16 protein-coding genes are annotated in these 20,226 nt (G+C 74.0%); 9 read left to right on the plus strand and 7 right to left on the minus strand.

Annotated features, from left to right (window positions below; translation table 11 throughout):
- Positions 1 to 52 precede the first annotated feature (52 nt).
- Both ACIOHG_RS08570 and ACIOHG_RS08575 read left to right on the plus strand, forming a co-directional pair.
- The gene (locus ACIOHG_RS08570; RefSeq protein ID WP_400947078.1) at positions 53 to 1,243 is read left to right on the plus strand and encodes a sensor histidine kinase; all 1,191 of its coding nucleotides are present in this window, start codon (positions 53 to 55) and stop codon (positions 1,241 to 1,243) included.
- Positions 1,240 to 1,911 (plus strand): response regulator, encoded by a 672-nt coding sequence (locus ACIOHG_RS08575; protein WP_400947079.1) that lies wholly within the window; start codon positions 1,240 to 1,242, stop codon positions 1,909 to 1,911. Before ACIOHG_RS08570 ends, ACIOHG_RS08575 begins: the two co-directional genes overlap by 4 nt.
- 7 nt (positions 1,912 to 1,918) lie before the next feature.
- Here the strand turns inward: ACIOHG_RS08575 and ACIOHG_RS08580 are convergent, their stop codons facing one another.
- Complete coding sequence (locus tag ACIOHG_RS08580) at positions 1,919 to 2,917, minus strand: NAD-dependent epimerase/dehydratase family protein (protein ID WP_400947082.1); 999 nt, start codon at positions 2,915 to 2,917, stop codon at positions 1,919 to 1,921.
- Between the two features lie 161 nt (positions 2,918 to 3,078).
- Positions 3,079 to 4,863, minus strand: coding sequence for a hypothetical protein (locus tag ACIOHG_RS08585; protein WP_400947084.1), 1,785 nt, complete (start codon positions 4,861 to 4,863; stop codon positions 3,079 to 3,081).
- A 151-nt stretch (positions 4,864 to 5,014) separates the two neighbouring features.
- Here ACIOHG_RS08585 and radA point away from each other — a divergent pair, with 151 nt between their 5' ends.
- Positions 5,015 to 6,547, plus strand: coding sequence for a DNA repair protein RadA (gene radA / locus ACIOHG_RS08590; protein WP_400947087.1), 1,533 nt, complete (start codon positions 5,015 to 5,017; stop codon positions 6,545 to 6,547).
- A gap of 121 nt (positions 6,548 to 6,668) precedes the next feature.
- Positions 6,669 to 7,775, plus strand: coding sequence for a DNA integrity scanning diadenylate cyclase DisA (gene disA / locus ACIOHG_RS08595; protein WP_400947090.1), 1,107 nt, complete (start codon positions 6,669 to 6,671; stop codon positions 7,773 to 7,775).
- A gap of 7 nt (positions 7,776 to 7,782) precedes the next feature.
- On the opposite strand, the gene ACIOHG_RS08600 is transcribed toward disA, so the two are convergent.
- Entirely contained in the window at positions 7,783 to 8,376 is a 594-nt protein-coding gene (locus ACIOHG_RS08600; protein WP_400947645.1) for a helix-turn-helix domain-containing protein, read from the minus strand.
- Positions 8,377 to 8,527: 151 nt separating this feature from the next.
- On the opposite strand from ACIOHG_RS08600, the gene ACIOHG_RS08605 reads away from it, so the two are divergent.
- Positions 8,528 to 9,775: an MFS transporter gene (locus ACIOHG_RS08605; protein ID WP_400947093.1), complete on the plus strand. Its 1,248-nt coding sequence runs from the start codon at positions 8,528 to 8,530 to the stop codon at positions 9,773 to 9,775.
- A 216-nt stretch (positions 9,776 to 9,991) separates the two neighbouring features.
- Here the strand turns inward: ACIOHG_RS08605 and ACIOHG_RS08610 are convergent, their stop codons facing one another.
- Positions 9,992 to 10,846: a hypothetical protein gene (locus tag ACIOHG_RS08610; RefSeq protein WP_400947095.1), complete on the minus strand. Its 855-nt coding sequence runs from the start codon at positions 10,844 to 10,846 to the stop codon at positions 9,992 to 9,994.
- Between the two features lie 133 nt (positions 10,847 to 10,979).
- On the opposite strand from ACIOHG_RS08610, the gene ACIOHG_RS08615 reads away from it, so the two are divergent.
- Positions 10,980 to 11,738, plus strand: a complete 759-nt coding sequence (locus tag ACIOHG_RS08615; RefSeq protein WP_400947097.1) for a rhomboid family intramembrane serine protease — start codon at positions 10,980 to 10,982, stop codon at positions 11,736 to 11,738.
- Between the two features lie 35 nt (positions 11,739 to 11,773).
- Positions 11,774 to 12,679, plus strand: a complete 906-nt coding sequence (locus ACIOHG_RS08620; protein WP_400947100.1) for an A/G-specific adenine glycosylase — start codon at positions 11,774 to 11,776, stop codon at positions 12,677 to 12,679.
- 82 nt (positions 12,680 to 12,761) lie between these two features.
- Here ACIOHG_RS08620 and ACIOHG_RS08625 read toward each other — a convergent pair whose 3' ends face one another.
- Positions 12,762 to 14,381: an MDR family MFS transporter gene (locus tag ACIOHG_RS08625; RefSeq protein WP_400947103.1), complete on the minus strand. Its 1,620-nt coding sequence runs from the start codon at positions 14,379 to 14,381 to the stop codon at positions 12,762 to 12,764.
- A 211-nt stretch (positions 14,382 to 14,592) separates the two neighbouring features.
- On the opposite strand from ACIOHG_RS08625, the gene ACIOHG_RS08630 reads away from it, so the two are divergent.
- Complete coding sequence (locus ACIOHG_RS08630) at positions 14,593 to 15,189, plus strand: TetR/AcrR family transcriptional regulator (protein ID WP_400947106.1); 597 nt, start codon at positions 14,593 to 14,595, stop codon at positions 15,187 to 15,189.
- A 53-nt stretch (positions 15,190 to 15,242) separates the two neighbouring features.
- On the opposite strand, the gene ACIOHG_RS08635 is transcribed toward ACIOHG_RS08630, so the two are convergent.
- Entirely contained in the window at positions 15,243 to 16,208 is a 966-nt protein-coding gene (locus ACIOHG_RS08635) for a M23 family metallopeptidase (protein ID WP_400947109.1), read from the minus strand.
- 341 nt (positions 16,209 to 16,549) lie between these two features.
- On the opposite strand from ACIOHG_RS08635, the gene ACIOHG_RS08640 reads away from it, so the two are divergent.
- Positions 16,550 to 17,665, plus strand: coding sequence for a threonine aldolase family protein (locus ACIOHG_RS08640; protein ID WP_400947112.1), 1,116 nt, complete (start codon positions 16,550 to 16,552; stop codon positions 17,663 to 17,665).
- An 89-nt stretch (positions 17,666 to 17,754) separates the two neighbouring features.
- On the opposite strand, the gene ACIOHG_RS08645 is transcribed toward ACIOHG_RS08640, so the two are convergent.
- A complete protein-coding gene (locus ACIOHG_RS08645) occupies positions 17,755 to 20,097 on the minus strand; it encodes an immune inhibitor A domain-containing protein (RefSeq protein ID WP_400947114.1) in 2,343 nt (780 codons plus the stop codon).
- Positions 20,098 to 20,226 lie beyond the last annotated feature (129 nt).

The raw sequence follows: 20,226 nt of genomic DNA on the forward strand, positions 1-20,226 counted from the left end.
GTCCTAGCGTGGGCGGGGCCAGCGCGCCGCCGAGACGACAGGGACGTGCACGATGATCGAGGCCGCCCGGCTCCCGGGCCTCCGGCCGCCGCGCCTGCTGCGCGGGGCGTTCCCGCTGCTGCGCGGGGTGCTGCTGCCGGTGCTGCTCCTGCTGCACCTGCCGACGGCGTACCCGGCCCGCGAACTGCCGCTCGCCGCCGTGCTGACGGCCGCGCTGGCGGTGCCGCTGCTGTGGCGGCGCCGGGCCCCGCGCGCGGTGTTCGCGGCGGTCGCCGCCGCCGCGGCCGTCCAGTGGCTGGCGGGGCTCCAACTCCCGGCGGACGTTGCCCTCTTGGTGGCGCTGTACACGGTCGCGGCCGAGACCGGACGGCGCGGCGCGCTGCTCGCCGGGGCCGTGGTGGCGGCGGGGGCGGTGCTGGCCTGCCTGCGCTGGGCGGCGGACGGCGCGTTCGTCACCCTGCTGGTCGCGGCGACCGCGAGCACGGTGGCCGCCGCCGTGCTCGGGGTGAACGCCTGGACCACCCGCGCCCACCTGGTGACGCTGCGGGAGCGGGCCGCGGAGCTGGAGCGGGACCAGCGGGCGCGGGCCCGGCTGGCCGTCGCCGAGGAGCGGGCCAGGATCACCCGGGAGATGCACGACATCGTCACCCACAACCTGTCGGTGATGGTCGCGCTCACCGACGCCGCCGTGCAGGTCGGGCACCGTGCACCGGGGCGGGCGGACGCCGCGCTGCGGCAGATCGCCGAGACCGGCCGGCAGGCGCTGACCGACATGCGGCGGGTGCTGGGCGTGCTGCGCGCCGACGAGCCGGACGCGGCCCGCCACCCGCTGCCCGGGATCGCCCAACTCGACGCGCTGGCGGAGCAGCTGACCGCCGCCGGGCTGCCGACCCGGCTGGCGGTCCGGGGCGGTTTCGGGCACGTGCCCGCCACCGCCCAGCTGACCGTCCACCGCCTGGTGCAGGAGGCGCTGACCAACACCCTCAAGCACGCCCCCGCCGGGACGCGCGCCGAGGTCCGGGTCGACTGCTCGGCCGAGGCCGTCGCGCTGCGGGTCACCGACCGCGGCCCCCGCCCGCCGGTCCCCGCCGCCGCCCCGTCCGGCGGTCATGGCCTGGCCGGGATGCGCGAGCGCGCCGCGGCCCACGGCGGGACGCTGCGGGCCGGGCCGCTCCCCGGCGGCGGCTGGGAGGTCCGGACCGAGCTGCTGCTGGGCGCCGCCGACCCGGCGGGGCCGGCGTGACGATCCGGGTCCTGGTCGCCGACGACGAGGCGCTGCTGCGGATGGCCTTCGGCACCGTGCTGGACGCCCAGCCCGACCTGGCAGCGGTCGGCGGGGCCGCGGACGGCGCCGAGGCCGTCCGGCTGGCCCGCGAGCTGCGCCCCGACGTGATCCTGATGGACGTCCGGATGCCCGGGACGGACGGGATCGAGGCGACCCGGCGGATCGTCGCGGAGCGCCCGCGCAGCCGGGTGCTGATCCTGACCACCTTCGACCTGGACGCGTACGCCTTCGCCGGGCTGGCAGCCGGGGCCTCGGGTTTCCTGCTGAAGAACGCCAGGCCGGAGGAGTTGCTGGCGGCGGTCCGCAGCGTGGCGGCGGGCGACGCGGTGGTCTCGCCGCGGATCACCCGCCGCCTGCTGGAGAGCTGCCGTCCGCACCTGCCGGGCGCGGCCGGCCCCGGGCCCGCGGAGTTGCGGGAGCGGCTGGCCCGGCTGAGCGTCCGGGAGCGCGAGGTGCTGGCCGAGGTCGGCCGCGGCCGGTCCAACGCGGAGATCGCGGCCGCGCTGCACCTCGCCGAGGCGACCGTGAAGTCCCACCTGGGGCGCGTGCTGCAGAAGGTGGGGCTCCGGGACCGGATCGAAGCGGTGGTCTTCGCCCACCGGAGCCGCCTGGTCCCGCTGGATTGACGGTGCGTCAACTGCCGATCAGGGCCTGTTCCTTGGCGGGGTCGATGCCGAGCGGGGTCTCCAGCTGCCGGTAGGCGACCTCGGCGCGGCCGCCGGCCTCCAGCCAGGCCCAGGTGTCGCGGACGGTGTCCGCGAGCGGGCGGATCCGCAGGCCCGCGGCGACGGCGGCGGTCGAGTCGGCCTGCCAGGTGCCGAGCCAGCCCTCGGTGGCGGGCGCCCAGAGCGGGAGTTCGGTCCACGGCGCGACCTCGGCGCCGAGCAGGGTCGCGTCCGCCGTCCAGACGAACTCGGCGTCGGAGCCGGTCGCGGCGCGGCAGGCGTCCAGGAGTTCGCCGGTGGTCGCGGAGCCGGGCGGCGCGGTGGTGACGTACCGTCCGGTGGCGCGCCGCTCGGCGAGGTCGAGGCCGAAGGCGGCGAAGTCGCGGGCGTCGATCAGGCTGAGCGGGCGGTCGGCGGCGCCGGGGGCGAGCACCCGGCCGCCGCGGGCGACCCGGTCGAGCCACCAGGGGAGCCGGCCGATCGGCTCGTGCGGGCCGATCAGCAGGCCGCAGTTGAGGATCACGTTCGGGCCGTCGTAGTTCGCCAGCAGGGCGCGCTCGCAGCCCGCCTTGAGGGCGGTGGCGAAGGGCTGGTCGGGCGGCAGGTCGCCGGCGCACGCCAGCAGTTCGGACTCCGGGCCGACCGGTCGGGCGGGCCAGTCGGCGAAGGCGTGCACGGAGGAGACGAAGCCGTAGTGCCCGGTCCGGCCGGACAGCAGGCGGGCGGTCTGCGCGACGTCGTGCGGCTGCTGGCCGGAGGTGTCGACCACGGCGTCCCACTGCCGGCCGTCGACCAGGCGGCGCAGGTCGTCGAGGCTGCCGCGGTCGCCGTGGACGGCCTCGACCCCGGGCAGGTCGGTGCGGCTGACCCCGCGGTTGTAGGTGGTGACGCGGTGGCCGCGGGCGAGGGCCTCGACGGCGTAGGCGCGGCCGAGGAACTTGGAACCGCCGAGCAGAAGGATGTCCATGCCGTCGAGCGTTCCCGAAGCCTCCGCCGGGAGTCCCGATTTCTCCCGTCGGCAGAGCGGTTTCGCCCACGGCGGACGGCTCGGGGCCGGTCCTCGGCCCCGCGGTGCGGCCCGGACGGAGTCGTTCCCGCCGACCCCGTCCGGTGTCCCGGCGGCCCCCTTCAGGCGGACGGCGAGGCGGCCCCGGACGGGGCGGCGCTCGGCGACCCGGACGGCCCGGCCGGGGGCTCGGAGGCCGGGGGAGCGGAGGAGGGCGGAGCGGAGGGCGGGGCGGAGGAGGACGGCGCGGACGGGTCCGGCGAGGTCGGGGTCGGGGTCGCGGTGCCGGACGGGCTCGGCGAGGCGGGCGCGCCGGTCGAGGAGGACGGGGACGGGGAGGACGGGGAGGCGGACGGCGCCGGGTCGGCGGGCCCCGTCGACGGGGTCGGGGTCGGCTCCGGGGTGGGGAGGCCGCGCTGGTCGCTGCCGCCCTCCAGGGTGACCACCGCGTCGGACGGCGGCAGCGCCAGGTGCGCGGCCCACTTCGACCGGGGCGCCCGGGTCTCGTCCACGGTGACGGTGACGGTGATCCGCTGGCCGGGGGCCAGGGTGCCGGAGTCGCGGCTGAGCCGGAGCCAGTCCACGTCCACCACGGCGTGCCAGGAGAGCGTGCCGGCACCGGAGTTGGTGAGGGTGAGGACGGTGCGGCTGCCGTACTCGCCGGCCTCCACGGTCAGCTGGTCGGCGAGCGAGGCGGGCGGGGCGGGCTCGGCGGTCAGGGTGGGGCTGGAGAGCGGGGTGGAGCGGTGCGAGGGCACCGGGACCACCGGACCCTGGAAGGTCGGCAGGGACGTTTCTGCGGTCACCGCGCCCGCCAGTTGCAGGGTGCCCGTCGCGGGCGGCAGCACCGCCACCGCGGTCGGCTCCGGGACCGGCACCCGCCGCCCGGTCGGCGCGTCCACCCGGACCGAGGACACCGCCGAGGCCGGCTCCGCCCCGCCGTCCCGGTGCGCGCCCCACAGCGCCACCACCGGCGCGGCCAGCACGGCCGCCAGCACCCCGGTGGTCACCACCCGCTGGCGCACCGCCGAGGGGCGCGGCGGCGCCGTCAGCCGGTGCCGGGGGAAGCCCTGCCGGTCGAAGCGCGGCTCGGCCGGGCCCTGGGCGGCCCGCCGACCGGCCGCCGCGCCCGCCAGGAAGGCGGTGCCGCCGGTCGCGGCGGCGGGGCGCAGCCGCTCGGGGGCGGTCAGCAGCGGCAGGCCGGGCAGCCCGGCCAGGCCGTGCCCGAGCTGGCCGGCCACCCGCTCCGCGGTGCCCCGGCAGGTCGGGCACTCGACCAGGTGCAGCACCAGTTCGCGGCGGAGCGCCGGGCCGAGCACCCAGCCGCGCCAGGACTCGGCGCCGACGCCGCCGAGCTGCGCCAGTTCGGGGCAGGAGCCGACGCCGAGCACCAGCAGCGCCGTCCTGGTCCGGCCGACCTCGGCGCCGGCCGCGTCCAGCAGCGCGGCCGCGTCCTCGGCGGTCAGGCCGAGCACCGCGGCGACCTCGGCGCTGCCCAGCCGGTGCCGGACCGCCAGCTCCAGCGCCTCGCGCTGCTCGGGGTCGGTGCCGGCGGCCTCCGGCCAGGCCAGCGAGGCGAGCTCGCGGCGCCGCTCGCGGGCGGTGCCGGGCGCGGGCGGGGCGGCGGGGGGCGGGGCGACGGCCGCCCCGGTGTCGTCCAGCCGGGCCAGGCAGCGGTGCCGGGCCAGCGCGTACAGCCAGGCGCGCAGCAGGTCCGGGTCGGTGAGCCGGTCGCCGTGGCGCCGGGCCAGGTCGCGGACCTCCAGGACGGCGGCGCCGGCGGCGTCGTGCTCGCAGAGCACGGACAGGCAGTAGGTGAACAGGCCGTCGACGCACGCGGCGTACGCGCGCAGGGCGGGGGAGGCGTCGGGGGAGGCGTCGATGGGGTGGGGCTGGCCGGTGGTCACGGATCGACGGTAGGCAGCCGAAACCCGCCACCCGGAGGGTTTCGGCCGTTTGTCCTTCTTTCGGGTAACAGGACCGATTTCTTGTTCGCCCGTTCGACTCCGTTCGGGTGACGTCCGGGCGCTGTCGGTGCGAGGCGCTACCGTGGCCCGCATGGCTGCCCGTACCAAGACCACCGCCAAGCCGCGCTCCTCGTACCGCTGCACCGAGTGCGGCACCCAGCTGCTCAAGTGGGTCGGCCGCTGTCCCGAGTGCAACGCCTGGGGCACGGTCGAGGAGTACGGCGCGGTGCCGATCCGCACCACGGCGGCCGGGCCGGTCTCCTCGGCGGCCAAGCCGATCGGGCAGGTCGACGGGCAGGTGGCGACGGCGCGCTCGACGGGCGTGCCGGAGCTCGACCGGGTGCTCGGCGGCGGCCTGGTGCCGGGCGCGGTGGTGCTGCTGGCGGGCGAGCCCGGCGTCGGCAAGTCCACCCTGCTGCTGGACGTCGCGGCGAAGGCCGCCTCCGAGCGGCACCGCACGCTGTACGTCACCGGCGAGGAGTCGGCCGGGCAGGTCCGGCTGCGCGCGGACCGGATCAACGCGCTCTCCGACCACCTCTACCTGGCCGCCGAGCAGGACCTCGGCGCGGTGCTGGGCCACATCGAGGCGGTCAACCCCGGCCTGCTGATCCTGGACTCGGTGCAGACCATCGCCTCCGCCGAGCTGGACGGCGCGCCGGGCGGCCCGGCGCAGGTCCGCGAGGTGGCGGGCGCGCTGATCCGGGCCTCCAAGGAGCGCGGCATGGCGACGCTGCTGGTCGGCCACGTCACCAAGGACGGCCAGATCGCCGGCCCCCGCCTGCTGGAGCACCTGGTGGACGTGGTGCTCTCCTTCGAGGGCGACCGGCACGCCCGGCTCCGGCTGATCCGCGGCGTCAAGAACCGCTACGGCGCGACCGACGAGGTGGGCTGCTTCGAGCTGCACGACGAGGGCATCGTCGGCCTGGCCGACCCGTCCGGCCTGTTCCTGACGCGCCGTGACAAGCCGGTCCCCGGCACCTGCCTGACGGTCACCCTGGAGGGCAAGCGCCCGCTGGTGGCGGAGGTGCAGGCGCTGATGGTGGATTCGCAGATCCCCTCGCCGCGGCGGACCACCTCGGGCCTGGAGTCGCCGCGGATCGCGATGATCCTGGCGGTGGTGGAGCGGCACGGCGGCGTGAAGCTCGGCAAGCAGGACATCTACACGGCGACGGTCGGCGGCGTGAAGCTCACCGAGCCCTCGGCGGACTTGGCGATCGCCCTGGCGGTGGCCTCCTCCTCCACCGACACGCCGCTGCCGAGCAACCTGGTGGCGATCGGCGAGGTCGGCCTGGCGGGCGAGGTGCGCCGGGTGACGGGCGTGCAGCGCCGGCTGGCGGAGGCGCACCGGCTCGGGTTCACGCACGCCCTGGTGCCGCCGGACCCGGGCAAGGTCCCGGCGGGCATGAAGGTGGTGGAGGTCGCCGACATCGGCGAGGCGCTGCGCGCGATCCCGGGCCGCCGCCCGCGCGCGAAGGCCCGTCAGGAGGAGGGCGGCGCGGGCCGTCCGACCGCCCGCGGCGAGGCCGCGCCGCCCGCCCGGTCCCGGGCGCAGGCCCCCGTCCAGGCGTACCCGGAGGAGCTGATGGCGGGCTGGGAGCCGGTCGACTCGGACGAACTGGACTGACCCACGTCCCGCCGCGGCCGCGCGCAGTTAGACTTCACCTGCTGATTGGTATCAATCGCAGGAACAACGGACAGACCGTCGGCCGCCGCGGCACACGGTCCGGGTCGGCCCAAGGAGTCACGTGGCAGCCATCGACCGGGCGGACAAGTCCTCCCGCGAGGAGGCCCTGCTGCGGGCTTCCCTCAGTGCGATCGCGCCGGGCACGGCGCTGCGGGACGGGCTGGAGCGGGTGCTCCGGGCCAACACCGGCGGCCTGATCGTCCTCGGTTTCGACAAGAGCGTGGACGCGCTCTGCACCGGCGGTTTCGTACTGGACGTCGAGTTCACCGCGACCCGGCTGCGCGAACTGTGCAAGCTGGACGGCGCGGTGGTGCTGGACAAGGACCTCACCAAGATCCTCCGGGCCGGCGTGCACCTGATGCCGGACGCCAACATCCCCACCGACGAGACCGGCACCCGGCACCGCACCGCGGAGCGGGTGAACCGGCAGACCGGCTTCCCGGTGGTCGCGGTCTCGCACTCGATGCGGCTGATCGCCATCTACGTCAACGGCGCCCGCCGGGTGCTGGAGGACTCCACCACCGTGCTGTCCCGCGCCAACCAGGCGCTGGCCACCCTGGAGCGCTACAAGCTCCGGCTGGACGAGGTGGCGGGCACCCTCTCGGCGCTGGAGATCGAGGACCTGGTCACCGTCCGGGACGTCTCGGCGGTGGTGCAGCGCCTGGAGATGGTCCGGCTGATCGCCGGCGAGATCGCCGGGTACGTGCTGGAGCTCGGCACCGACGGCCGACTGCTCTCGCTCCAGCTGGACGAGCTGATCGCGGGCGTCGAGCCGGAGCGCGAACTCGTGGTCCGCGACTACTTCCCGGACCGGGCGGCGAAGAAGGGCCGCACCGTCACCGAGGTGCTGTCCGACCTGGAGGCGCTCACCCACGCCGAGCTGCTCGACCTGCAGACGGTGGCCAAGGCGCTCGGCTACACCGGCACCCCCGAGTCGCTGGACTCCGCGGTCTCGCCGCGCGGCTACCGGCTGCTGGCGAAGGTGCCGCGGCTGCCGAACACCGTCATCGAGCGGCTGGTCGACCACTTCGGCGGCCTGCAGAAGCTGCTCGCCGCGTCCATCGACGACCTGCAGACGGTGGAGGGCGTCGGCGAGACCCGGGCCCGCTCGGTGCGCGAGGGGCTGTCCCGGCTCGCCGAGTCCTCCATCCTGGAGCGGTACGTCTGACCGGCCGTCAGTCCGCCTGCGGCTTCAGGGCGTAGAGCAGCAGGAACAGGTTGACCTCGACCGCGTCGGGGTCATCGGACTCGCCCTGCTCGAACACCTCGTCCAGCGCCTGGTCGATCCGGGCCCGCAGGGTGCGCAGCTGGTCGAGCGTGATCCGGGTGCTGGAGTGCGCGAACTTGCCCGGCCGCGGGTTGCCCTGCGCGGCCGGGGTCAGGTCGATCCGCCCCGCCAGGAAGGACCGGCGGAAGTCGGCCCGCACCAGGTCCATCGCCGCGAGCATCGCGTTCAGCGCGGCCGGCGGGTCGCTGTCGTCCTCCGCGTACACCTCGGGCGAGAGCCGCAGTGAGTGCTGGGCCGAGCGGTAGCGGCTCTCCACGATGCCCGACACCACCCGGGTCTCGGCGACGAACACCAGCCCCGTCTGCTCCAGTTGCTTGACGTGCCGGTACAGCTTGGTCGGCGCCTCCTCCAGCTCGGCCGCGATCTCCTTCACCGAGAGCGGCTCCGGGTCGTGCTTCATCAGCGCCCCGAGGACGGCCAGCCGCAGCGGGTCCGCCAGCGCCTTCAGCGTGGCGACGTCCGTGACCTCGCGCTCTTTCATCTGCTCCACCACGCCCACATTCAGCCACAGCGTCCACGCTTGCGCAATTGTTCACGGCCGTGCAACCATTCATGAAAGCGTGAATGATTGTGAGTGCGTGAACGTTGCTGTCGTGGTGAACGTGCGCACGGGTGGATACGGGGTGGCAGTGATGACGGTGACCGACGAACAGGTGGCGGCTCCCGCGGCGGAGCCGGTGCCGCTGCGCCGCAACTGGCGCTTCCAGACCCTGTGGGCCGGCTCGGCCTCCTCGATGCTCGGCACCTGCCTCGCCGACACCGCGTACCCGCTGCTGCTGCTCGCCATGACCGGCTCCCCGACGCTGGCCGGCGCGTTCGGCGCCTGCCAGTTCGGCGCCTCCGTCCTGTTCGGCCTGCACGGCGGCGTCGTCGCCGACCGGTACGACCGGCGCCGGGTCCTGATCCTCGCCGACACCGTCCGGCTGCTCACCGCGCTCAGCGTCGCCGTCGCGCTGCTGCTGCACCGGCTGACCGTCCCGCACGCCCTGTTCGCCGCCGCCGTCATCGGCGCCACCATGGCCTACGGCGGCCCCTCCCGGATGCTCGCGCTGCGCGCCGTCGTCCCGCCCGAGCAGCTCCGGCAGGCCCTCTCCCAGGACGAACTCCGGGTCAACGGGGCCGCGTTGGCCGGCCCGCCGCTGGCCGGCTTCCTGCTCGGCCTGGGCCGGGCGGTGCCCTTCCTCACCACCGTGCTCACCTCGGCGCTCGCGCTCGGGGCCTCGATCGCGGTCCGCTTCGACTCCCCGGCGGGTGACGGGGCGTCAGGGGGTCGCAAGGAGAAGGGCGCCGCGTCCGCCGGGCTGCGTTACCTGTTCGGCAATCCCGTGCTGCGCTCGACCGTGCTGGTCGTGGTCGCGCTCAACGTGACCGGTTCGGCGCTGCTGCTCGCCCTCATGGTGCTGCTCCGCGACGGCGGCACCTCCGAGGCCGGCATCGGCCTCACCCTCACCGGCGAAGCCGTCGGCGGCCTGCTCGGCGCGCTCTTCGTCTCCCGCCTGCACCGGCGGCTCGCCCCGGGCGCGCTGCTGCTCGCCGTCGGGTGGAGCGCCGCGCTGATGTTCGCCGTCCCGGCGTCCGGGGGCGGGCCGGTGGTCGTCTTCGCCGCGCTCACCGTCATGTCGCTGGGCGTCCCCGCGCTGCGGGTCATGCTCGACGTGCTGGTCTTCCAGCGCGTCCCCGAGGAGATGCGCGGCCGCGCGGTGGCCGGAACGACGACCCTCCTGATGGGTGGCCTCCCCGTCGGCACCATGACCGCGGGCCTCCTCCTCGACCACCTCGCCCCCCGCACCGTCCTCCTCCTGCTCGCCGCGACCCTCGCCGCGACCCTCCTCCCGGCCACGCTGGGACGCGGCCTGCGGGGCACGACGTGGAGCGACTAGGGAGCAACTAGGGAGCCCCGCCAGGGGCCCGGGGAACGGCGGGGCCGAGAGGCGGGTGTCCGACGGGCTGCTGTGCGCTACCCCGTTTCGGGCCTGAGGTCTTTTGGCCGACGCCCCGTGGCGCCCCACTGTGTCCCGACCCAAAGCCCCTCGGCTCCGCCGTTCCCCGGGCCCCTGGAGCTTCGCTCCCAGCGGGCCCTGGAGCGGGCTCTCCGCCTAGGAGTTTTCGAGGCGGATCGAGGTGCGGGCGGAGAGCGGCCCGGCCGGGGGGATGGTGAGGTCGGCCTGGACGAGGTAGTTGCCGGGCTGGGCCGGGGTGGGGTCGGGGGTGGCGCACTGGGGCTTGGAGCGGGTGCGGTCCCAGGTGAAGGTCTCGGTGACGCCGCTGTTGCCGGCGATCTGGGCCCAGGCGTCGGCGCGTTCGGGGATGCAGTCGGCGGAGGACCAGACCCGCTCGTTGGAGCTGGAGGTGACGGTGATCGCCGAGTTCTCCCGGGAGAGGTTGACCCGGCAGGCCGACCCGGAGGAGTTGCGGATGGTCAGGGCCAGTCGCGGCTTGTCCTTCACCGCGTACGCGTTCTGCGCCGAGGCCAGTTCCAGCGTCAGCTGCGAGGTGGCGCAGACCGGGAGGGCCATCACCTCGGGGGTGTTGACGGCGGGCGAGGCCCCGCCGCCGGGGCGGGAGTTGCCGCCGGTCGAGGAGCCGCCGCCCGCGGACCCGCCCGCGGAGGTGCCGCCGCCCGCGGAGGACCCGCCGGTGACGCTGATGTCGCCGCCCGCGCCGCCCGTGCCGCCACCGGTCGAGGACCCGCCGGAGGAGGAGCCGCCGCCGGTGCCGCCGGGGCGGGTGGTGATGGCGGGGCCGCTGGGGGAGGCGCCCGGGTCGATGGACTGGGCGGGCGCGGGGAGCGGGGTGCTGCTGCCGGCCTTCTTCGGGTCGCCGCCGTCGCGGCCGAACACGAGCCAGCCCACCAGCAGGAGGACCAGCGCGAGGACGGTCAGGGCTACGACGCGGCGCCGCCAGTAGATCGAGGCGGGCAGCGGTCCGACGGGCTGGCGCAGAGAAGGCACGGGCAAACTCTACGAGACGGTGTGGACCTGTTGACGCATCAACACCGCACCGGGAGCACTTCTTTCACATGATCCGCCATTTGCTCCGTAAGGGGGACTCGACACCTCGGCGTGTCGCCCTATAGTCGCCCTCATGGCCCCCGCGCACGAACCCGCTCCCGGTACGACCCCGACCCTCGACCCCGCGCAGCTGATCGCCGAGGCGCGCCGGGCGTTCTTCACGGTGTTCACGGTGGTCTGCCTGGTGTGGGCGGTCCAGCTGGTGAACTGGCTGACGGACGAGCGGCTGGCGCTGCTGCACGGCATCCGGGCCCGGGACGCGGACAGTCTCGGGTACCTGCTGACCGCCCCGTTCCTGCACCTGAACTGGCAGCACCTGGAGGGCAATTCGGGCCCGCTGTTCGTGTTCGGGTTCCTCGCCGCGTACCGGGGCGTGCGCAAGTTCCTCGGGCTGACGGCGCTGGTGGTGGTGACCAGCGGCATGGCGGTGTGGCTGTTCGAGCGGACCGACGTGGTGACCGTCGGCGCCAGCGGCGTGATCTTCGGGTACTTCGGCTACGTGGTGCTGCGCGGCCTGTTCGACCGGAACCTGATAGACACCCTGATCGGCCTGGCGATGGGCGCGTCCTTCGCCTACATCCTGACCACGGCGGTGCCGGGCACGCCGGGGGTGTCCTGGCTGGGGCACCTGGGCGGCCTGGTCGGCGGCCTGGCGGGGGCGTGGATCTTCCGGACCAGGGGCGCGAAGGCCCCGGCCTCGCTCACCGCCGCGGCCCGGCCGGACGGGGAGGTGCCGGGTCCGGCGGAGGCCCCGGCGCTCGGGCGGGGCGGGGCCGCGCCGGTCAGCCCGCGCGCGGACCTGCTGAAGGAGCTCGACGACCTGGGGCTTTAAGCCCGGCCGGGTGGTCGTGGCAGGATCGGGGGGCCATGGTTGCCACTGTTCCGACCCCTGCCCCCGGCGCCGTCCAGGCGCTGCACTCGACCGTCATCGGCTGGTACGAGGCGCACGCCCGCGACCTGCCCTGGCGCCGCGCCGACGCCTCGCCCTGGGCGGTGATGGTCAGCGAGTTCATGCTCCAGCAGACGCCGGTGAAGCGGGTGCTGCCCGCGTACGCGGCCTGGCTGGAGCGCTGGCCCACCCCGGCCTCGCTGGCCGCGGACGCGCCCGGCGAGGCGGTCCGGATGTGGGGCCGGCTCGGCTACCCGCGGCGGGCGCTGCGGCTGCACGGCGCCGCGGTGGCGATCACCGAGCGGCACGGCGGCGAGGTGCCGTCCGACCACGCGGCGCTGCTGGCGCTGCCCGGGGTGGGGGAGTACACGGCGGCGGCGGTCGCCTCGTTCGCGTTCCGGCAGCGGCACGCGGTGCTGGACACCAACGTGCGCCGGGTGTTGGCCCGCGCGGTCACCGGCGTCGAGTACCCGGCGAACGCCACCACCGCGGCCGAGCGCCGGACCGCGACCGAGCTGCTGCCGGCCGGCGCGGAGCGGGCCGCGACCTGGGCGGTGGCGGTGATGGAGCTGGGCGCCCTGGTGTGCACGGCGCGCGGCCCGGAGTGCGGCAGCTGCCCGTTGAAGGCGCGGTGCGCCTGGCAGCGGGCCGGCTGCCCGCCGTACCAGGGCCCGGCCCGGCGCGGGCAGACCTACGAGGGCACCGACCGGCAGGTCCGCGGCAAGCTGCTGGCGGTGCTGCGGGAGGCCCACGGGCTGGTCGCCCAGGGGCAGTTGGACGTGGTGTGGCCGGACGCGGTGCAGCGGGCCCGGGCGCTGGACGGGCTGGTCGCGGACGGGCTGGTGGAGCCGGTCGGGCCGGGCACGTACCGGCTGCCGCAGTAGCGGGCCGGGAAGCAGCGGGCGGGGAACGCGGGAGCGGCCCGGGGCGGGGGCCCCGGGCCGCTCCGTCAGGTGCGGGCGGTCGTCAGACCGCGCCCTCCAGGGCGGCGTCCGCCTTGGCCTCGGCGGCGGCCGGGCCGCCGCGCAGCGCGACCTCGCGGATGAACAGCGCGGCCACCACGGCGACCACACAGATCACGGTGGCCCACAGGAAGACGGTGTGCATGCCGTTGGCGATGCCGTGCCGGTAGGCGTCCAGCACGTTCGCCGGCAGGTGCTGCAGGGTGGCCGGGTTCATCGCCGACATGCCCTCGCCGCCGCCGCCCTGCTTCATGTGCGCCAGGACCTCCGGCGGGAGCTTCTTGATGCTGTCGTTGACCTGGTTGATGTACAGGGTGCCGAACAGCGCGACGCCGAAGGAGCCGCCGATGGTGCGGAACAGGGTGGCGGAGGAGGAGGCGACGCCCATGTCCTTCAGCTCCACGCTGTTCTGCGCGACCAGCATGGTGACCTGCATCAGGAAGCCCATGCCGGCGCCGAGCACCACCATGTAGCAGGAGGAGGTGAAGCTCTTGGTGTCCACCGAGAGGGTGGAGAGCAGCAGCGTTCCGCCGGCCATCACCACGGTGCCGATGATCGGGTAGATCCGGTACTTGCCGGTCTTGGTGATGGCCTGGCCGACCACCAGCGAGATCACCAGCATGCCGAACATCATCGGCATCAGCAGCAGGCCGGAGTTGGTGGCCGAGGCGCCCTGGACGATCTGCTGGTAGGTGGGCAGGAAGGTCACCGCGCCGAACATGGCGAAACCGACGATGAAGCCGATGATCGAGACCATGGTGAAGTTGAGGTTGCGGAACAGGCCGAGCGGGATGACCGGTTCGGCGACCCGCTGCTCGACGTAGCAGAAGCCGATCAGCGAGGCGACGCCGAGCGCGGCCAGGCCGAGGATCTGCTTGGAGCCCCAGGCGTACTCGTGGCCGCCCCAGGTGGTGATCAGGACCAGCGAGACGATGCCGACGGTCAGCAGCAGCGAGCCCAGGTAGTCGATCTTCGCGTTGGAGCGGACCTTGGGGAGCTTCAGCACGACCACCACGAAGGCCAGCGCGACCGCGCCGAGCGGCAGGTTGACGTAGAACGTCCAGCGCCAGGACAGGTGGTCGGTGATGAAGCCGCCGATCAGCGGGCCGCCGACGGTGGCCAGCGCCATCACGCCGGCGAACAGGCCCTGGTACTTGCCGCGCTCGCGCGGCGGGACCAGCGCACCCATGATCGACATCACGCCGACCATCAGACCGCCGGCGCCCAGGCCCTGGACGGCGCGGAAGGCGATCAGCTGGGTCATGCTCTGCGACAGGCCGGACAGCGCCGAGCCGAGCAGGAAGATCGCGATCGAGACCAGGAACGAGCCCTTGCGGCCGTACAGGTCGCCGATCTTGCCCCAGATCGGGGTGGAGGCGGCGGTGGCCAGGGTGTAGGCCGTCACCACCCAGGACATGTGCTCGGCGCCGTTCAGCTCGCCGACGATGCGGGGCATCGCGGTGCCCACGATCAGGTTGTCGAGCATGGCGAGCAGCATGGTGATCACCAGGCCCACCATCACCAGGCGGATCTCGCGCTGCGGGCGCTGCTCGAACTCCTCGGGCTTCTTCCCGAGGTCGATCGATGGCTCCTCCGGAGCCGCCTCGGACTGCTGGGTTGTCATGGTGCGTCTCCCGGGGCGCAGGTGCCGCGGTGGGGTCCGCGGCGGTACTTACTTGACGACCGGCTAGTTAATCGCCGTCCGGCACGGTAGGTTGTTCCCCAGCCGGTCGTCAAGCCAGTTTCGGTACGGACCCCCTGGGCAGGGAGAATGTGAATCGAAACGGGTGTCGAAGACCCGTCCCGCACCCGCTTCCCGAGGCAGGCCGCCAGCGATGACCACCACCCAGAGCCCCCGCAGCGACACCCGAGCGCGGATCATCGACGTGGCGCTGGAGCTGTTCGCCGAGAACGGCTACGAGAAGACCTCGCTGCGCGAGATCGCCGACCGGCTCGGCGTCACCAAGGCCGCCCTGTACTACCACTTCAAGACCAAGGACGACATCGTCCGCGGCATCGTCGAGAAGATGGCCGCCCCGCTGGACGACGCCATCGCCTGGGGCGAGGGCCGGCCCTGGTCCCCCGGGCTGCGCGACGAGCTGCTGCGCCGGTTCGCCGCCGGGATGGGCGAGCGGGCCCCGCTGCTGCGCTTCTTCCACGAGAACCAGCCCGCGCTGCGCGACTCCGCGGCCGGGCTGGCGTTCAAGGAGCGGATGCTCCGGATGATCACGCTGCTGCACGGGCCGGAGCCGACCTTCCGCGACAAGCTGCGCGCCACCGTCGCGCTGACCTCGATGCACTCGGCGATGTTCCTGCTCAAGGCGGACCTGTGCGAGCCCGGGCAGCCCGTCCCCACCGTGGACGAGGCGATGGAGGCCGCCCTGGAGGTCGCGCTGGAGGTTGCCGCACGCATCGAGCCGCCCGCGCGGTAGGCGCGGACGGCTCGACGGGGGGAGTGCCGGGGGCGGCGGGGAGCGGCGGCGAATCAGAAGTTGTCCGCGCCGTGGCCCTTCAGGTAGGCGATCGGGTCGATCACCTTGGCGTACTCGTTGGCGGTGCGGATCTCGAAGTGCAGGTGCGGGCCGTGCGAGTTGCCGGTGTTGCCGGACCGGCCGACCTGCTGCCCGGCGTCCACGTGCTGCCCGGCCCCGACGCCCAGCTGGGACAGGTGCGCGTACTGGGCGAACCGGCCGTCGGAGAGCTTCAGCACGATCTGGTTGCCGTAGGCGCCGGCCCAGCCGGCCGAGACCACGGTGGAGTCGCCGACCGCGAGCACCGGGGTGCCGACCGACACCGCGAAGTCGGTGCCGGTGTGGTAGCCGGCCGCGTAGGCGGCGTTGGTCCGGTGGAACGGGTTGCTGATGCTCGCGCCCGGCGCGGGGGAGGACCAGGCCGGCTTCGGTGCGGGCTGCTCGGCGGGCGCGGGAGCGGGAGCGGGGGCGGGCTGCTCGGCGGGAGCGGCCGGGGCGGCGGGCGCGGCGGGCTGCGCGGCCGGCAGCTCGGTGCGCTGCTCGCTCCGGGAGGCGGCCTGCTGCTGCGCCGCGGGGGCGTCCTGGCGCGGTGCGGCGGCGGGCGCCAGGGCCGCCACCACCGGGTCGCGGTCGGCGTCGTGGTGCGGCCCGCCGTTCGCCAGGCCGGCGACGATCGCGTCGTGGGCGCTGTCGTGGGCCTTCCCGGCCGGCTGGGCGTGCTGGTCGGCGGGCCGGCCCAGCAGCGTGTCCTCGACGGTGAACACGGACGCCCTGACGGCCTGCGCGGCCGGTGCGGGCTGCGCGACGGCGTTCCCGCCGGGCGCCAGCAGCGCGCCGCAGGCGACCACGACGGCGCCGGAGGCCAGCGCCAGGACGGGGACGCGGCGGCCGGCGGGGGAGTCGGCGTGCAGCGCGGGCCGGACGTGCCGGGCGCCGATCGCCTGGAGAAGCCGGCGGCCGGTGGCGGGGAACTGTCGCATCGGGAGTCGGGACCTCACGGACGGGGCCGGACCGGGGCCGAGCCGCTGGGGCTCGCCGGACCGGTGGAACGACTCCCGGTGTAAACGACCCGGACCCGCGGGCCCAAAGGTGTGACCTACGACGGTGGATAGTGCGGAAGGGCGGGGGGAGGGCACCCGGATGTATCGGACAGAACGGCTTTTTTCCTCCCAAACCTCCTATCGGGCGTAGGACTTCCCGAACGGCCTGTGACCATCGCCACCGGCGGGCGGCCGGTTTGGGCTCGAACCGATGGGGGTAGAACGGGCTTTCGAACCAGCTGCACCATCCGATCCACCCACCCGTCGGAGATGATCAGCTGATGAACGACACCCCGCCCCCGGACCGCCGGTTCACCGCGCGCCGCCGGGCCGACCGCCTGCTGTCCGGGCTCCGCCCGCAGACCGTCCGCGAGTCCCTGGCCGACCTGGCCGCCCTCGCCGACGGCCCCCACCCGCTGGACGGCCCGGTCGACAAGTACGGCGACGGCCTGGTCCGCACCCTGGAGCGCCGGGTCGCCGACCTGCTCGGCAAGCCCGACGCCGCCTACTTCCCCACCGGCACGATGGCCCAGCAGGCCGCCCTGCGGACCTGGGCCGACACCGAGGGCCCGGTGGTCGCCATGCACCCGCTGGCCCACCCCGAGGTGCACGAGCGCGGCGCCCACCGGGTGCTCTCCGGGCTGCGCACCGTCCCGCTGACCACCGAGCCGCGCCAGCCCACCGCGGCCGAGCTGGCCGCCCTCGACGAGCCCTACGACGTCCTGATGCTGGAACTCCCGCTGCGCGACGCGGGCTTCCTGCTGCCCGCCTGGGCCGAGCTCGACGCGCTGTACGACCTGGCCGAGGAGCAGGGCCGCCCGGTCCACCTGGACGGCGCCCGGCTCTGGGAGTCCACCGCGCACTTCGGCCGCCCGCTGCCGGAGATCTGCGCCCGGGCCGACTCGGTCTACGTCTCCTTCTACAAGTCGCTGGGCGGCCACAGCGGCGCGATGGTGGCCGGCCAGGAGGAGTGGGTCCGCCGGATCAAGGTCTGGCGGCACCGCTACGGTGGCCGGCTCTGGCAGCAGTGGCCCGCCGTGCTGTCCGCGCTGGCCGGCCTGGACCGCGAACTGCCCCGGCTGCCCGCCTACGCGGCGCACGCCAAGGCGGTCGCCGCCGCGCTGGCCGCCGCCCCCGGCGCCCGGGTCCACCCCGAGCCGCCGCACACCCACCAGTTCCAGCTCTGGCTGCCGCACCCGGCCAAGCGGCTGAACGAGGCCGGCCACCGGCAGGCCGAGCAGCACGGCACCTCGTTGTTCGGCGGCTGGTGGGAGCCCGGCCCGCTGCCCGGCCTGTCGATGACCGAGGTCACCGTCCAGGCCGACGCCCTGGCGTGGACGGCGGCGGAGGTCACCGCGGCGATGGAGGAGTTCCTCGACCTGCTGCACAAGGGCTGACCCGGCGTCAGGACGGCAGCGGGCCCCGGCGGTTCGGAAACCGCCGGGGCCCTCGTCCGTCCGGTACGGCCGGAGCGTCAGGTGCTACGTCACTTCACGGGCTTGACGTAGACCACGGCCTCCAGCTCGTTGTGCGACTGCCACAGCACCTGGATCTGGGTCTTGGTGTCGGGCACCTGCACGCTGCTGTACGGGTTGTCCGCCGACCAGTACTTGGTGGTGTGGTCGTTGAACACCGTGACGCCGCGGGAGCTCGGGATCTTGGTGAGCACGTCGGCCTTGTGGACCTGCAGGCCGTCGGTGCGGGCGAAGCTCAGCGTGGAGTCGTAGCCCTGCATGCGCGGACGCATCAGGGTGCCGTCGCTCCACTTCAGGGCGTCCGGGTGGACGTCGACCGGGAGGATCAGGCCCTTGCCCGGGTGGTTCGCCACGTTGTTGTCCGTCTGCGAGGAGTCCCACAGCCAGATCAGGAGGCCGTTCTGGTTGGCGTAGTGCTCCACCCAGTTCGGCTTGGCGGCCGAACCGAACAGGTACGGGCCGGTCTTCAGGGTGGAGTCGTACGAGATGTACTGGCGGTTCTCGACCAGGTAGTGCTGGTCGTAGTCCTTGTCGAACTTGCCGGTGATCCGGGAGAACCCGGTGGCGGTCCAGCCGTTGTCGCCGTTCTCGGCGCCGTCGGTGAACAGCGCCGCGCCGTCCGCGGTCACCGCGATGTTGTCCAGGGCCAGGCCCTTGTTGTGGACGCCGCCGTCGGTGGTGTTGTGGAAGCGGACCTGCACGGACTTGCCGGCGTAGGCGTCCAGCGAGAAGGCCAGGTCGCCCCAGGCGCCGTTCGAGGAGCCGCTGAGGGCGTTGTCCGGGAGCGCGGTGCCGTTGAAGGTGCCGGCCAGCGCGGTCCAGTTCTTGCCGCCGTCGACCGAGACCTCGGCGTACCCGAAGTCGTAGTCCTGCTCCAGGTCGTACCAGGCCTTCGCGGTCAGCGAGGCGGAGGTCTTGCCGGTCAGGTCCACGGTGCGGGTCAGCGTGACGTTCAGGTTGTCGGCGCTGCCGCTCCACCACTCGTTGGCACCCGCGAACGGGGTGTTGATCTCGGTGGTGATGGTCTTCTTCGGCAGGTCGACGACCAGGCCCTGCTTGCGCTTGCTGTTGTACTCGACCGGGCCGAGCAGGTGCAGCGAGTACTCGCCCGCCTTGGCGCTGTCGAAGTCCAGCCAGCCGAGCTTCAGCTTCGACCAGATGTCGAGGTCGTTCGGCATGTCGCCGATCGAGTCCTTGCCCTCGCCCAGCCAGGAGCCGGAGGACATCAGGGACCAGAAGCCGACCGAGTTGTCGATGCCCTGGCCGCTGGTGTCGTACAGGTCCGGCAGACCGAGGTCGTGGCCGTACTCGTGTGCGAAGACGCCCAGGCCGCCGTTCTCCGGCTGCATGGTGTAGTCGCCGACCCACAGGCCGGTGGCGCCGATCTGGGTGCCGCCGAGCTTGTTGTTGTCCGGGCCGGTCTTGCCGGCCTGGTTGGCGTAGGCGTACGAGCGGTGCGCCCACAGGGCGTTGGTGCCCTGCGCGCCGCCGCCGGCCGACTGGTCCTCACCGGCGTGGACGATCTGGAAGTGGTCCAGGTAGCCGTCCGGCTCGTTGAAGTTGCCGTTGCCGTTGTAGTCGTAACGGTCCCACTGGTCGTACTGCGCCAGGTCGGCCTTGATCTGGGCGTCGGTGCGGCCCTTGGCCTTCTGGTCGGCGACCCAGGCGTTGATGCCGTCGCGGATCAGGTCCTGCGCGTTGGCGCAGACGTGCTGGCCGCAGTAGTCCGAGCCGTAGCGGGCCTCGTTCCACGGCACCCGGACCCAGTCGGTCACCAGGCCGTCGACCGAGTAGCGGCCGGAGGACTGGCGCTCGTAGTAGGTCTTCAGCGAGGGCTTGTCCGGCGAGAAGTACAGGTCCTGGAAGTGCTGCTGGTTGTAGTCCGCCTGCCAGGCCGTCGAGTTGTTGGTGGCGCGGTCCGGGGCGGGGATCTGGTTCTTCGCCGGGCCGGGGGTGCCGCCGTACTTCACCTTGCCGTCGGGCGTGGTGGTGGTGTTGTCCACCTGGTCGCCGAAGTCGACGAGGATGGTGAAGATCTTGTCGGTGCGCTCACGGGACAGCTCGACGTACTTGTCGCGGCCCAGCTTGATCGCGGAGCCGTTGCCGTGCTTCTCGACCTTGGCGGTGCCGTTGACCAGCTGCTCCACGGCGGCGTTCTGCTGCGCCTGCTGCTTGGCCGCGAGCGGGCTCTGCAGTTCGAGCGGAACGCTGTCGTTCTGCGCGGAGTCGGCCGGGTCCTTGACGACCGGGGTCACCGGGGCGGCAGTGGCGGTGCCCGGCAGCATGCCGGCGCCCAGCGCGGCGGACACCGCGATGGCGGCGGAGGCCGCGAGAGCCCTCTTGGTTATGTTCAACGTGGTGACGTCCTCCCCTTACCGGCGCGGCTGTTGGCCCGAACCGGTGAACCAATGCAAGACAGGTGGACGACATTTGACCCAAGGCGCGGTAAAAAAGAAAGACCTTGACCATGGCATGGCCACGCC

Source organism: Kitasatospora sp. NPDC088134 (assembly GCF_044741705.1).
In the GTDB taxonomy this organism is placed as follows: domain Bacteria; phylum Actinomycetota; class Actinomycetes; order Streptomycetales; family Streptomycetaceae; genus Kitasatospora.